The organism is Streptomyces seoulensis, from assembly GCF_004328625.1.
In the GTDB taxonomy this organism is placed as follows: Bacteria; Actinomycetota; Actinomycetes; order Streptomycetales; family Streptomycetaceae; genus Streptomyces; species Streptomyces seoulensis.
On record NZ_CP032229.1, the window covers coordinates 5,041,123 to 5,054,753 of the forward strand.

Below are 13,631 nucleotides of genomic sequence, written 5' to 3' on the forward strand. Positions count from 1 at the left end.
ATCGGCTGTTTTTGCCGTCCCCTTCCCGGCCCGGAAATCTTCGCGTAAGCGACGCAGTGCACGCGGAAGGCCCCGGAGCCGGATATAAGCGGAAGGCCCAGTTCACCCCGGTCGAACAGGGGAGGAAGTGTGGAAGAGCACGGAATCTCCATGCGTCCCGCGTGACTCCCGTCGCGCCTGGGTGAGTTATCGTATGCGAGGGGTCAAAACAAACCGCGTGTCCCGTTCGTGCAGGAGAGGGGTCGGCCGATGGCGAGGCAGTTGCGCGCTGAACAGACCCGGACGACGATCATCACGGCCGCGGCCGACCTGTTCGACCGGCAAGGGTATGAATCCACCAGTCTGAGCGACATCGTCGGACACGCGAACGTCACCAAGGGCGCGCTGTACTTCCACTTCGCCGCCAAGGAGGACCTGGCCCACGCCATCCTCGAACTCCAGTCGGTGGCCGCCCGGCAGGTGGTGACCGAGGTCGAGAGCCGGGGCTGCTCCTCGCTGGAGGCGCTGATGCGCGCCACGTTCGCGCTCGCCCGCCTCGCCGTGCACGACCCGGTGCCCCGCGCCGGACTCCGCCTGGTCACCACCAACCTGCCCATGCGGCCACCGCTGCGGCACCCCTTCACCGAGTGGCTGGAGTTCACCTCCCGCAAGCTGCACGGCGCGGTCCGGGACTGCGATGTGCACGCCGAACTGGACGCCGGGATCGTCGCCCACTCCCTGGTCTGCTTCTTCGTCGGCACCCGGGTCGCCGGGCGCACCCTGGAACCGCCCGCGCGGCTGCCCCGCAGGGTCGCCGAGATGTGGTACCTGATGCTCCGCAGCCTGGTCCCGGTGCACCGCCGCCCCCGCTACCTCGCCCTCGCCGCGCAACTGGAGCGGGAAGCCAGGACCGGCTGACCTGCGGGGTACGGTGACGGCATGTCCGACGCCGCCCCCACCGCGCCCGTCATCCGCGCCGACGCACCCGGCTCCTTCCCGCACCGCACGCTGGCCGAACGGCACCCCGCGATCATTCGTCAGGTCCGCGCCGGCCTCCCCTACGAGCCCCCGCAGCGGCGCGCCCTGGACGCCCTGCTGGAGAACTGCACCGAGGGCGTGATCGAACCCCTTCCCGCCGACGCCCCCGACCGCGCCCGCTGGGTGAGCTGGGGCATGGACACCTACGCGGGGCAGTCCTGGTTCGACGTGCCGTGGCTGTGGGCCGAGAGCTACTTCTACCGCCTCCTGCTCGACGCCGTCGGCTTCTTCGGCCCCGGCGCCTGGCATGGTGTCGACCCGTTCCGCCCCTCCAAGACCGGCGAACTCGACTCCGCCGAGACCGGCGCCGAGCTGTCCGCGCTCGACCAACTCCGGGACCGCCCGGCCGACGAACGCAATTGCGCGCTGTTGAGCGGCTCTTTGTGGGGCAACCGCGCCGACCTCAGCTTCCAGCTGTCCTCGGAGGGCGGTGAGCAGGGCGAAGCGGCCCCCGGACTGGTCGCCGACGACAGCGACCTCCTCTGGACACTGCTCCCGCCCGGCGGCACCGGCACCCTGTGCCTGGTCGCGGACAACGCCGGCCGCGAACTCGTCCCCGACCTGCTGCTGATCGCCGCGCTCCTCACCGAGCCCCGCGTCGGCCGCGCGGTCCTGCACCTCAAACCGACCCCGTACTACGTCTCCGACGCCACCACCGCCGACGTCATCGACGCGCTGCACCGCCTGCGCGCGGCCGGCGGTCTGGCGGCCGAGTACGGCGACACGCTCTGGTCGGCCCTGGGCGACGGCCGCCTGGTCCTGCACGCCCACCCCTTCTCCTGCTCGCCGCTGCCCTACGCCGACATGCCGGACGACCTCCGCGCCGACTTCGCGGCGGCCGCCCTCACCCTGTTCAAGGGCGACCTCAACTACCGCCGCCTGGTGGGCGACCGCTACTGGCCCGCCATCACGCCCTTCGACGAGGTGACCGCCTACTTCCCCGGCCCGGTGGCCGCGCTGCGCACCCTCAAGTCCGAGGTGATCACCGGGCTCTCCCCGGCCACCGAGGCCGCGCTGGACAAGGCGGAGGGGAAGAAGTGGCTCACCAGCGGCACCCACGCCCTCATCCAGGTCAACCCGTCAGCCGGCCCGGACGGGCAGTGACGCGACCCCGTCGGTGACGCCGGAGCCGGAGGACAGCACCGGCCCGGCGAGCCGCAGCTCCGGCAGCGCGCGCAGCACCTCCTCGTGGAGGACGCGCAATTGCAGTCGGGCGAAGTCGGCGCCCAGACAGAGGTGCGGGCCCGCGCCGAGCGAGAGGTGTGGGTTGGGTGTGCGGGCCAGGTCCAGCCGGGCGGGGTCGGTGAAGACCCGGTCGTCCCGGTGGGCGGCCGTGAGCGAGACGATCACCGTGTCACCGCGCCGGATGCGCCGGCCGGAGAGTTCGGTGTCCGTGGCGGCGGTGCGACGGAGGCTGAGCAGGGGCGGCCGCAGTCGGAGCAACTCCTCTATCGCGGCGCCGAGTTCCGCCGTTCCGTCGCGCAGGCTCCGGTACACCTCGGGGTGTTCCGCCAGCAGCGCGAGTCCGCCCGCCGCCGCGTCGCGCATGGGGGCCAGGCCGGTGGTCAGGAGGAGGGGGACGAGCATCCGAAGCTCGTCCGAGGTGAGTCGGGCGTTGTGGGCGAGCGCCGTGACAAGGTCGTCGTCCGGGTAGCGGCGGCGGTGGACGATCAGGTGAGGGGCGTACCCGGCCATGTCGTCCAGGGCCCGCGGGCCGGTCCAGCCGGCCAGGCGGCGCCGGTCGGCGTGCGGGATGCCCAGCAGGTCGGCCAGGTTGAGCGCGGTGTACGGGTCGGACACGGCGCCGGCGAGGTCGAGGACGCCGTCGGAGGCGCGGGCCGTGTCCAGGGCCCGGGTGAGCAGGGTGCGGGCGCGCTCGCGGGCGGTCTCGGTGAAGCGCCGGACGCGCTCGGGGGTGAGGGCGCGTGCCGCGTGGTCTCTGAGGCGGGTGTGCTGGGGCGGGTCCTGGTGGGACAGCAGCCGTCTCAGGAGCGGGAGTTCACCGGGTCCGGGGAGGGAGGAGTACGTCGTCGGGTCTTCGAGTACGCGAAGGGCGTCGGCGTGCCGGGTCACCGCCCAGAAACCGGCGCCGGGCGGGTCGTCCGCCGTGCCGGGCTCGTCCTGCCAGGACACCGGGGCGGGGGCGTGCGGTAATCGGTGCCGGGGAGGCGGGGTGGGGATCATGGCCCATACCGTGGCCCCGGCCCGGGGGACGGACAAGGGGAGTGACGGCCTCCGGTGCCCGGCTGTCCGGATGTCGTCGGCCGGGCCGGAAAACGGGCCCCGGGCAGGGGGGTGGCTGTGACGGTCAACGCCACACCAGGCGGTGCGAGTTCCCGGTTTCGGTACCGGTTCACGCGATGGTGTGATCATCCCCGTCGCGGCGGATGACCCATTTGCCCGCCGGGTAGCCCCCCGCCATGACGCAGCCGTTCGAACTCCCGCACTTCTACATGCCGTATCCCGCGCGGCTCAACCCGCATCTCGACGACGCCCGTTCCCACTCCACCGCGTGGGCGCGTGAGATGGGCATGCTGGAGGGGTCGGGCATCTGGGACCAGGCCGATCTGGAGGCCCATGACTACGGCCTGCTGTGCGCCTACACCCACCCCGACTGCGACGGACCGGCGCTCTCGCTGATCACCGACTGGTACGTGTGGGTGTTCTTCTTCGACGACCACTTCCTCGACATGTTCAAGCGCACCCCGGACCGCGTGGCCGGCAAGGCCCACCTGGACCGGCTCCCGCTGTTCATGCCGCTCGACCCGGGCGCGCCCGTCCCCGAGCCGGAGAACCCGGTCGAGGCGGGCCTCGCCGACCTGTGGGCGCGCACGGTCCCGGCGATGTCGGCGGACTGGCGGCGCCGCTTCGCCGTGGCGACCGAGCACCTGTTGAACGAGTCGATGTGGGAGCTGTCCAACATCAACGAGGGCCGTATCGCCAACCCGGTCGAGTACATCGAGATGCGCCGCAAGGTGGGCGGCGCCCCCTGGTCGGCGGGGCTGGTGGAGTACGCGACGGCGGAGGTGCCCGCGTCGGTCGCGGAGTCCCGGCCGCTGCGGGTGCTGATGGAGACCTTCTCCGACGCCGTCCACCTGCGCAACGACCTGTTCTCCTACCAGCGCGAGGTGGAGGAGGAGGGCGAGAACAGCAACGGCGTGCTCGTGCTGGAGCGGTTCTTCGGCTGCGCCACCCAGGAGGCCGCCGAGACCGTCAACGACGTCCTCACCTCCCGGCTGCACCAGTTCGAGCACACCGCGCTCACCGAGGTGCCCGCCGTCGCGCTGGAGAAGGGGCTGCGGCCCGACGAGGTCGCGGCGGTCGCCGCCTACACCAAGGGACTCCAGGACTGGCAGTCCGGCGGCCACGAGTGGCACTTGCGCTCCAGCCGCTACATGAACCAGGGCGCCCGCTCCGAGACGCCCTGGCGGGTGCCGAGCGGCCCCGGCACCTCCGCCGCCGACGTGCGCGCCCTGCTCGCCTCGGCGGGCGCCGAACGCCTGCGCGCGTACACCCACGTCCCGTACCAGAAGGTCGGCCCGTCGCTGCTGCCCGACTTCCACATGCCCTTCCCGCTGGAGCTGAGCCCGCACGTCGACGCCTCCCGGCGGAACCTCCTCACGTGGTGCCACACCATGGGCATCCTCGGCGAAGGGGTCTGGGACGAGGACAAGCTCGCCGCGTACGACCTCGCGCTGTGCTCCGCCGGACTCGATCCCGACGCCACCCCCGAGGCGCTCGACCTGAGCGCGCAGTGGCTCGCCTGGGGGACGTACGGCGACGACTACTACCCCCTGGTGTACGGCCACCGCCGCGACCTGGCCGCCGCCCGGCTGACCACGGCCCGGCTCTCGCAGTGCATGTCCGTGGCCGGGGAACCGGGGATCGTCCCGGTCAACGCCATGGAGCGCGGGCTCGTCGACCTGTGGACCCGGACCACCGCGCCGATGAGCGCCGAACAGCGGCAGACCCTGAAGGCCGCCGTCGACGTGATGACCGAGAGCTGGGTGTGGGAGCTGTCCAACCAGCTCCAGCACCGGGTCCCCGATCCCGTCGACTACCTGGAGATGCGCCGCGCCACCTTCGGCTCCGACCTCACCCTGAGCATGTGCCGGATGGGCCAGGGCCCGGCCGTCCCGCCCGAGGTGTACCGCACCGGGCCGGTGCGCTCACTGGAGAACGCGGCCATCGACTACGCCTGCCTGCTCAACGACGTGTTCTCGTACCAGAAGGAGATCGAGTACGAGGGCGAGATCCACAACGCGATCCTCGTCGTGCAGAACTTCTTCGGCGTCGACTACCCGGCCGCGCTCGCCGTCGTGCACGATCTGATGACCCAGCGCATGCAGCAGTTCGAGCATGTCATCGCGCACGAACTGCCCGTGCTCTACGACGACTTCCAGCTCTCCGAAGAGGCGCGCGCGGCGATGGACCACTATGTCCTCGACCTCCAGAACTGGCTCGCGGGCATCCTCAACTGGCATCGGGAGGTGGACCGTTACAAGGCCGAGTGGCTGGCCGGCCGCGCCCATGGCTTCGTACCCGGCCAGACACCGGGACGGCTCCAACCGGCCGGCTGACGGCACCCCGCGGCCCCCGGGCGACCACGGGAAACCCGGTGGTCGCCCCCTGTCCCGCGCGTCATGATGGCCGTACGCCCACGACCACACCCGGAGGCCCGGATGACCGGCAGCACGCCCGCGATCTTCACCGCCGAGGACTACCGCGCCCGGATGGCGCGCGCGGCCGGCGCCGCCGCCGAGGCGGGGCTCGGGGGGCTGCTCGTGGCGCCGGGACCGGATCTCGTCTGGCTCACCGGGTACGCGCCTCCGGTCACCGAGCGGCTCACCCTGCTCGTCCTCGTGCCCGGCCGCGAACCCGTGCTCGTGGTGCCCGCGCTGGAGGCGCCCGACGCCGAGCGGGCCGTCGGCGCCCCCGCGCTCACCCTGCTGAAGTGGACCGACGGCGAGGACCCGCACTCCCTCACCGCCGAGCTGCTCGACCCCAAGGGCGGCGTCGGCGTCAGCGACAACGCGTGGGCGCTGCATCTGCTCGCCCTCCAGCGGGTCCTGCCGGACCTCAGGTGCGCCGCGCTCACCGACGCGCTGCCCATGCTGCGTGCCGTCAAGGACGCGGCCGAGCTGGAACTGCTCGCCGCCGCCGGGGCCGCGGCCGACGCCGCCTTCGAGGAGATCCGCCTGCTGCCCTTCGCCGGGCGGCGCGAGGACGAGGTGGGGCGCGACCTCGCCGATCTGCTGCGCCGCTTCGGCCACTCCCAGGTGGACTTCACCATCGTCGGCTCCGGTCCCAACGGCGCCAACCCGCACCACGAGGTCGGGGAGCGGGTCATCCAGCGGGGCGACATGGTCGTGCTCGACTTCGGCGGGCTCAAGGACGGCTACGGCTCCGACACCACACGCACGGTCCACGTGGGCGAGCCGACCGAGGAGGAGCGCCGGGTGCACGACGTGGTGCGGGCCGCGCAGGAGGCCGGGTTCCGGGCCGTCCGGCCGGGCGCCACCTGCCAGGACGTCGACCGTGCCGCCCGCGCGGTGATCGAGGACGCGGGGTACGGGCCGTACTTCATCCACCGCACCGGGCACGGCATCGGCGTCACCACCCACGAGCCGCCGTACATGATCGAGGGCGAGGAACAGCCGCTCGTGCCCGGCATGTGCTTCTCGGTCGAACCCGGCATCTACCTGCCCGGCCGGTTCGGGGTCCGGATCGAGGACATCGTGACGGTGACGGAGGACGGTGGACGCCGCCTGAACAACACCACCCGTGAGATGGTCGTGGTGGACTGACCAGACCCAGGCGGCGACCTCCGCGACGACCCTCCCGAACGGCGAGACACGACCCATGACCCGGCCCCCGACCCCCACCCCGGACACCGTGCGCGCACTGGTCCGCTCGCTGCTCAGGAGCGGTCCGGCCAACGGGCCCGAGGTACGGCCCGTCGCGCCGGAGCACCCGTACACCTGGTGGGTCGGGACCCGGTACGTGCTGCGGCTCGCGCCCGACCGCGAGGCGTCCGTGCGGCTGCGGCGCGAGACGCGGCTGCGGGATCTGGTGCGGCCGCACGTGCCCGTCGTCGTGCCGTCGGGGGTGGCGCACGGCGACTGGACGCCCGGACTCGCCTGCACGCTCGACGCGAGGCTGCCGGGCGACTACGGCGGCGGGCTCGAGGTGTCCGCGCTCGGGGAGGCCGACCTCGCGGGGCTGTTCACCGGGCTGCGCGCGGTCCCGGTGCGGCAGGCCGAGACGCTCGGGGTGCCGCGTGCGGCTCCGCGCTCGCTGGGGGCGCTGCGCCGTATCGCCGCCCACGCGGCCGAACGTCTCGCCGCCGCCGACGAGTTCGACGCGGGGCGGCTGCGCCAGCTCACGCCGTCCGGGGCCGCGCAGCTCGCCGCGCAGGCGGGCTCGGCCGTCCTCACCCACCACCGGCTCACCGACGACCACGTCATGATCAGCGCCGACGGCCGGGTCCGCGCGGTCCTGGACTGGACCGGCGCGGCCCTCGGCGACCCGGCCGAGGACATCGCCGCCCTCGCCACCTCGGTCGGCGCCCCCGCCGCCGTCCGCGCCGCCACCCTCGCCGGGTACGGCCCCCGCCCCTGCCTCCGCGGCCTCTGGCTCGCCCGCTGCGACACCGTGATCGCCCTGACCGAACACCTGGACACCCCGTCGGCGGGACCCCTGCACGCGGCCCTCCTCCGGGCCTGGGAGCCGATCATGCTGGAGCGGGTGACGGAGCTGAAGGACGAGGAGTAGGGGGCTCGGCGGGGCTCGGGCGCGCGGCGTGTGAGCCCGTGCCTAGGTCCGAACCCGCGCCTCAAGCTCGGGCTCCGAGCCCGGCCCGCGGCCCCGCGCCCGTGCCACGAGCCCGCGCCTCAAGCTCGGGCTCCGAGCCCCGGCCCGCGCCCTGCGTCCAAGGCCCGGACCGTGTCTCAGGCCCGCGCCCCGGGACCAAGCCCTGAGCGCAAGCCCGCGCCTGGCGTCCCGGGCCCAAGCCCGCGCTCCGGGCCCACGCCCGCGCCCTGCCTCCCGGACGCAAGCCCGCGTCCTGCCCGACCAAGGCGCGCCCAGGGCGCGGGCACCCCACGCTGCCGGGCCCGCCCCCAGCAGACCCCGCCACGGCCGGCCCAACCCGCCAAGCCGGCGGCAGCCTATGGCTGGGACAGCACCACGCAGGACTCGCCCGGTACCTGGAGCATCCCGTCCGGGCCCGGTGGCTGCACCGAGTCGTCCCAGGCGGCCAGGATCTCCAGGTGGCCGGTGCCCAGCGGGATGGCGGCCGGCTCCTTGCCGAGGTTGACCGCGACGCGGATGTCACCCCGGCGGAAGGCCAGCCAGTGGGCGGACTCGTCGTAGGCGACCTTGGTGTCCGCGAGGTCGGGCACGGTGAGGTCGGGGCGGCCGTGGCGCAGGGCGATGAGGCGGCGGTACCAGGCGAGGACGCGGGCGTGGGGATCGCGCTCCGGCTCGGACCAGTCGAGGCAGGAGCGGTCGCGGGTGGCGGGGTCCTGCGGGTCGGGCACGTCCTCCTCGGCCCAGCCGTGGGAGGCGAACTCCCGCCGCCTGCCCCGCCGTACGGCCTCCGCCAGCTCGGGGTCGGTGTGGTCGGTGAAGTACTGCCAGGGCGTGCCGGCCGCCCACTCCTCGCCCATGAACAGCATCGGGGTGAGCGGCGAGGTCAGGGTGAGCGTGGCGGCGCAGGCCAGCAGGCCGGGGGAGAGGGTGGCGGCGAGGCGGTCGCCCTGGGCGCGGTTGCCGATCTGGTCGTGGGTCTGGCTGTACCCCAGCAGCCGGTGCCCGCTCAGCCGGGCCCGGTCCAGCGGCCGGCCGTGGGCCCGGCCCCGGAAACTGGAGAAGGTGCCGTCGTGGAAGTAGCCGCCGGTCAGGGTCTTGGCCAGCGCGGCGAGCGGGGCGCGGGCGAAGTCGGCGTAGTAGCCCTGGGACTCGTCGGTCAGGGCGGTGTGCAGGGCGTGGTGGAAGTCGTCGTTCCACTGGGCGTGCAGGCCGAGGCCGTGCTCGGTGCGCGGGGTGATCATCCGGGGGTCGTTGAGGTCGGACTCCGCGATCAGGAACAGCGGGCGCCCCACCTCCTCGCCCAGCGCGTCCACCGACTCCGACAGTTCCTCCAGGAAGTGCCGGGCACGGTCGTCGTGCAGGGCGTGCACCGCGTCCAGCCGGAGCCCGTCGAGGCGGAAGTCCCTCAGCCAGGCCAGGGCGCTGTCCCGGAAGTAGGCGCGCACCTCGTCCGAGCCGGGCGCGTCCAGGTTCACCGCCGCGCCCCACGGGGTCTGGTGGGTCTCCGTGAAGTACGGCCCGAAAGCCGGGAGTTGGTTGCCGGAGGGGCCGAGGTGGTTGTGCACCACGTCCAGCACGACACTGAGGCCCAGCTCGTGCGCCCGGTCCACGAACCGCTTCAGCGCCTCCGGCCCGCCGTACGGCTCGTGCACCGCCCACGGCGCGACCCCGTCGTACCCCCAGCCGTGCCGGCCGGGGAAGGAGGACAGCGGCATCAACTCCACGTGGGTGATGCCCAGTTCCTTCAGATGGCCGAGCCGGCCGGCGGCCGCGTCCAGCGTGCCCTCGGGGGTGTACGTGCCCACGTGCAGCTCGTACAGCACCGCCCCCGGCAGCCCGCGCCCCGGCCAGTCGGCCCGCCAGGCGTACCGGTCCTGGTCGACGACCGCGCTCAGTCCGTCCGGGCCGTCCGGCAGGCGGCGCGAGCGCGGGTCGGGCAGGACGGGCCCGTCGTCCAGCGCGAAGCCGTACCGCGCGCCGTCCGCCGCGTCGGCCTCGGCCGTCCACCAGCCCGGCCGCTGCGGATCGGGTTCCATCGTCCGCGTGGCGCCCTCGCAGCTGAGCGCGACCCGGTCTGCCTGTGGTGCCCACACCTCGAACTTCACGGACGGTTCCCCTTCGTCTGCTCACCGTGATGCAGTCGGTCCATCGTGCCGCGAATTCGATCAATCCGCTTTCGAATCGGGGCTTTCCACCCGGGTGTCGCGGAACTGGGCGGCCGTGGGCGTCGGTTGCCTCTTCTGGACACCTCGGGGTGCGCTGCCCGACAATCACGCATGTGACGTCGTCCTTCGAATTCCCCGTGTATCCCGTACGGGTCTCCGACGCGGAACGCGACAAGGCGCTGCGGGTACTGCGGGACGGCGTCGCCCTGGGCAAGCTGTCGCACGACACGTTCGTGCACCGCATGGAGCTGGCCCTCGCCGCGCGCAGCCCCCGCGAACTCGCCGTGCTCACCGCCGACCTCAAGGACGGCAACCGGCTGAGCCGCGCCCTGTTCGGCACCGTGGAGGCCGTGTCCGGCTTCGGCGTCCGGCTGGGCCGGGCCTGGCGTGCCGAGCGGCTGCCCAAGCTGCTGCTGCCCCACCCGACGCACGGCCACCCGCTGCGCATCGGCCGCGACCCGGCCAGCGGACTCCGGCTCAACCACGACACCGTGTCCCGGGTGCACGCCGAACTCCGGTACCAGGGCGGCATGTGGGTGCTGCGGGACCTCGGCTCGACCAACGGCACCACCGTGAACGGGCGCCGGGTGCTGGGTGCCGTGGCGGTGCGCGAGGGGGACCTCGTCGGCTTCGGCACGGTGTCCTACCGGCTCGCGGTGGACTGACGCACCGGGCCCGAACCGGTGTGCCGTCATGGCTGCCGTTCGGGTGAGCCGGACTGGCGCGGCCCGGCCGACGTGCCGATGCACCGGTCATGAACCGTCTGACACGTACGGCGGCGCTCGCCGCCACCCTCATGGTCACCTGTCTGCTCGCCCCCGGCACCACGGCCCACGCGGCGTCCGTCGACTGGCTCTCCCTCACCGTCACCCGGCCCGGCACCGACGGCGCCGGCAGCCGCGCCGCCCTGCTGCTCTGCGACCCGCCGCAGGGCCACCCCAAGGCCGCCGAAGCATGCGCGGAACTCACGGCAGTGGAGGGTGACTTCAGCCGCCTGGGCGACAAGGACACCCTCTGCACGCTGGTCTACGCACCGGTCCGCGCCCGCGCCCACGGCAGCTGGCACGGCAAGCCCGTCTCCTACGACCGGACGTTCGGCAACGCCTGCGAGCTGCACGCGGAGACGGGTGACGTGTTCGCCCTGGAGGGCTGACGGCGTGGCCGGGTGGCGGCCCCGCGTTCTCCCGCCACCCGGCCCGCCCGGCCGCTCAGACCGCGCTCACCGATTCGTCGACCCGCTCCAGCAGCCCCACCGGCAGCGCGGAGAACAGGTCCTCCGCGCGCACCTCGCCCGTGAACTCGCGGTCCGGGGCGAGGACGTCCCGCCAGCGGCCGGGCGGCAGCGCGAGGTGGGTGTCGTGCCAGCCGCCCGCCTCCGCCAGGTGCACCGAGAGCCGGGTCACCGCCGTGATCACCTCGCCGGAGCGGGAGAACGCCAGCACATGCTCGGCCGACGGTCCCTCGGCGAGCAGCGGGGCGTAGGCCCCCTCCCGGCCGAAGACCTCCGGCCGGCGCGCCCGGAGCCGCAGCGCGGCCGTGGTCAGCGCCTCCTTCTCGCCCGGCGCGGCCGGCGGGAAGGGCACCGGACGCCGGTTGTCGGGGTCCACCAGCGCCCGGTACTCGCTCTCCGTGCCCTGGTACAGGTCGGGCACGCCCGGCATCGTCAGGTGGACCAGCGCGGTGCCCAGCACGTTGGCCCGGATGTGCGGCTCCAGCTCCTTGCGGAAGGCGGCCACCCGCTCACCGGGCGGCCCGCAGGGCCCGGCGGCGACGAACGCGGCCACCGCGTCCTCGTACGGCCGCTCCTGCTCGGTCCAGCTCGTGTACATGCCCGCCTCGCGGACGTGCTTCAGCAACGCCTCGCGTACCCGCTCCTCCTCGGCCGGGCCGAGTCCGAAGACCGTCTGCCAGGCGGCCCAGGCCAGCTGGCCGTCGGGGACGACCTCCGGCTCCCGGCTCACCTCGGTGAGCAGCTTGGCCCAGCGGCCGGGGCACTCGGTGAGCACGTTCAGCGCCGCCCGGACGTCCGCGCTGCGCTTGGTGTCGTGCGTGGTGACCACCGTGCCGGTGTCCGGCCAGTGGCTCGCCAGCCGGGCGCAGTAGGCGTGGAACTCCGCCGGGGAGACCCCCACCCGGCCCGGATCGCCGCCCACCTCGGTCGCCGACAGCAGCGGGACGTAGCGGTAGAACGCCGTGTCCTCCACCGACTTGGCCCGCAGCGCCGACGCCGTCTGCGCGAACCGGGCGCGGAACTCGCTGAGTTCGGGCAGTGTGCCGTCGTCCGGACCGGTCAGCAGTCCGCGTACCAGATCGACCGCGTCGGCCTCCTCCGTCACCGCGAACGCCCGCCGTGCCTCGGCCGCCGCCTCCTCGGTGACGACGGAGGCGGCGTCCTCGGAGGTGTACGGGCGGTAGACCGGCATCCGGACCAGCAGCTCCTCCAGGGCCGTGCGCAGCGCCCAGGGCGCCCGGTCGCGCAGCGCCAGGTCCAAGGAGGCCGCGCACAGCCGGACGGCCGAGCGGGTCAGCCGGTCGGCCTCGGCGGCCAGCTCATGGGTGAGCACCTTGTACGCGGCCCGGCGCACGGTGGCGCCCCAGTCGCCGCCCCGGTCGAGCTGCGGCGCCGCGAAGGCCCGGTAATGCGCTTCGAGTTCGGCGGCACCGGCCGGACCGGTGAACACCCCGTCGATGCGGCGCAGGGCGTCGTAGCCGGTGGTGCCGGCGACGGGCCAGGAATCGGGAAGCTCCTCCTCGTCGGCGAGGATCTTCTCCACCACCGTCCAGCGGCCCCCGGTCGCCTCGTCCAGCCGGGCCAGATAGGCGTCGGGGTCGGCGAGGCCGTCCGGGTGATCGATGCGCAGGCCCTCGATCACGTCCTCGGCCAGCAGCTGGAGGATCTTGCCATGGGTGGCGTCGAAGACCTCGGGGTCCTCCACCCGCACCCCGATCAGCTCGGAGATGCTGAAGAAGCGCCGGTAGTTCAGCTCGGTGCGGGCCAGCCGCCACCACACCGGGCGGTACCACTGGGCGTCCAGCAGCTCTGGCAGCGGCAGGCCCTCGGTGCCGGAGCGCACCGGGAACAGGTGGTCGTGGTAGCGCAGCAGCTCGCCGTCGGCCACCAGATGCTCCCGCTCGGCGGCGACGGGCCCGCCGAGCACCGGCAGCAGCACCTGGCCGCCGCGCGAGGCCCAGTCGATGTCGAACCAGCGCGCGTACGGCGACTCGGGGCCCTCCCTGAGCACCTCCCACAGGGCGCGGTTGTAGCGGGGGGCCATCGCCATGTGGTTGGGCACGATGTCCACCACCAGCCCGAGCCCGTGCTCCCGCGCGGTGCGGGACAGCGACCTGAGCCCGTCCTCGCCGCCCAGCTCCGCGCGCACCCGGGTGTGGTCCACCACGTCGTAGCCGTGCGTGGAGCCGGGGACGGCCTCCAGCACGGGGGACAGATGCAGGTGCGAGACGCCCAGCGACGCCAGATAGGGCACGGCCGCCTCGGCAGCGGCGAAGGGGAACGAGGGCTGGAGCTGTAGGCGGTAGGTGGCCGTGGGCACCCCTGGTCCGGGTCGCACTGAAGTCATGCAGAGCTACGTACCCCGCGAGCCACCGTTCGTGTCATCCGCCGCGCATCCGGCCCAG

The 13,631-nt window shown here is 73.6% G+C and carries 10 protein-coding genes; 7 read left to right on the forward strand and 3 right to left on the reverse strand.

Annotated features, from left to right (window positions below; all coding sequences use genetic code 11):
* The first annotated feature begins 249 nt into the window (after positions 1 to 249).
* Both D0Z67_RS23145 and D0Z67_RS23150 read left to right on the forward strand, forming a co-directional pair.
* Positions 250 to 897, forward strand: coding sequence for a ScbR family autoregulator-binding transcription factor (locus D0Z67_RS23145; protein WP_031181669.1), 648 nt, complete (start codon positions 250 to 252; stop codon positions 895 to 897).
* A gap of 21 nt (positions 898 to 918) precedes the next feature.
* Positions 919 to 2,121, forward strand: a complete 1,203-nt coding sequence (locus tag D0Z67_RS23150) for a damage-control phosphatase ARMT1 family protein (protein WP_031181670.1) — start codon at positions 919 to 921, stop codon at positions 2,119 to 2,121.
* Here D0Z67_RS23150 and D0Z67_RS23155 read toward each other — a convergent pair.
* Positions 2,098 to 3,201 carry a cytochrome P450 gene (locus D0Z67_RS23155; RefSeq protein WP_107059588.1) on the reverse strand — a complete coding sequence of 368 codons (1,104 nt, stop codon included), beginning with the start codon at positions 3,199 to 3,201 and terminating at the stop codon, positions 2,098 to 2,100. The two genes, D0Z67_RS23150 and D0Z67_RS23155, sit on opposite strands and share 24 nt — an antisense overlap.
* Before the next feature lie 236 nt (positions 3,202 to 3,437).
* Between D0Z67_RS23155 and cyc2 the strand changes: the two genes are divergently transcribed.
* The 3 genes from cyc2 to D0Z67_RS23170 all read left to right on the forward strand — a co-directional run bounded on the left by cyc2 (position 3,438) and on the right by D0Z67_RS23170 (position 7,791).
* Positions 3,438 to 5,597 (forward strand): germacradienol/geosmin synthase Cyc2, encoded by a 2,160-nt coding sequence (gene cyc2, locus D0Z67_RS23160; RefSeq protein ID WP_031181672.1) that lies wholly within the window; start codon positions 3,438 to 3,440, stop codon positions 5,595 to 5,597.
* Between the two features lie 102 nt (positions 5,598 to 5,699).
* Positions 5,700 to 6,824 carry an aminopeptidase P family protein gene (locus tag D0Z67_RS23165; protein ID WP_031181673.1) on the forward strand — a complete coding sequence of 375 codons (1,125 nt, stop codon included), beginning with the start codon at positions 5,700 to 5,702 and terminating at the stop codon, positions 6,822 to 6,824.
* 55 nt (positions 6,825 to 6,879) lie between these two features.
* On the forward strand, positions 6,880 to 7,791 hold the full coding sequence (locus tag D0Z67_RS23170) for an aminoglycoside phosphotransferase family protein (RefSeq protein WP_031181674.1): 912 nt from the start codon (positions 6,880 to 6,882) through the stop codon (positions 7,789 to 7,791).
* 395 nt (positions 7,792 to 8,186) lie between these two features.
* Here D0Z67_RS23170 and treZ read toward each other — a convergent pair whose 3' ends face one another.
* On the reverse strand, positions 8,187 to 9,935 hold the full coding sequence (treZ, locus tag D0Z67_RS23175) for a malto-oligosyltrehalose trehalohydrolase (protein WP_031181675.1): 1,749 nt from the start codon (positions 9,933 to 9,935) through the stop codon (positions 8,187 to 8,189).
* A gap of 173 nt (positions 9,936 to 10,108) precedes the next feature.
* Between treZ and D0Z67_RS23180 the strand changes: the two genes are divergently transcribed.
* Complete coding sequence (locus D0Z67_RS23180) at positions 10,109 to 10,660, forward strand: DUF1707 and FHA domain-containing protein (protein WP_031181676.1); 552 nt, start codon at positions 10,109 to 10,111, stop codon at positions 10,658 to 10,660.
* Between the two features lie 89 nt (positions 10,661 to 10,749).
* Positions 10,750 to 11,148, forward strand: a complete 399-nt coding sequence (locus D0Z67_RS23185) for an SSI family serine proteinase inhibitor (protein ID WP_031181677.1) — start codon at positions 10,750 to 10,752, stop codon at positions 11,146 to 11,148.
* Between the two features lie 55 nt (positions 11,149 to 11,203).
* Here the strand turns inward: D0Z67_RS23185 and treY are convergent, their stop codons facing one another.
* Positions 11,204 to 13,546: a malto-oligosyltrehalose synthase gene (gene treY / locus D0Z67_RS23190; RefSeq protein WP_031181678.1), complete on the reverse strand. Its 2,343-nt coding sequence runs from the start codon at positions 13,544 to 13,546 to the stop codon at positions 11,204 to 11,206.
* Positions 13,547 to 13,631 lie beyond the last annotated feature (85 nt).

Coding starts and splice junctions, on each gene's coding strand:
- cyc2 (WP_031181672.1), top strand. CDS start 3,438: ATGACGCAGCCGTTCGAACTCCCGCACTTCTACATGCCGTATCCCGCG.
- D0Z67_RS23165 (WP_031181673.1), top strand. CDS start 5,700: ATGACCGGCAGCACGCCCGCGATCTTCACCGCCGAGGACTACCGCGCC.
- D0Z67_RS23170 (WP_031181674.1), top strand. CDS start 6,880: ATGACCCGGCCCCCGACCCCCACCCCGGACACCGTGCGCGCACTGGTC.
- D0Z67_RS23185 (WP_031181677.1), top strand. CDS start 10,750: ATGAACCGTCTGACACGTACGGCGGCGCTCGCCGCCACCCTCATGGTC.
- D0Z67_RS23150 (WP_031181670.1), top strand. CDS start 919: ATGTCCGACGCCGCCCCCACCGCGCCCGTCATCCGCGCCGACGCACCC.
- D0Z67_RS23155 (WP_107059588.1), bottom strand. CDS start 3,201: ATGATCCCCACCCCGCCTCCCCGGCACCGATTACCGCACGCCCCCGCC.
- D0Z67_RS23145 (WP_031181669.1), top strand. CDS start 250: ATGGCGAGGCAGTTGCGCGCTGAACAGACCCGGACGACGATCATCACG.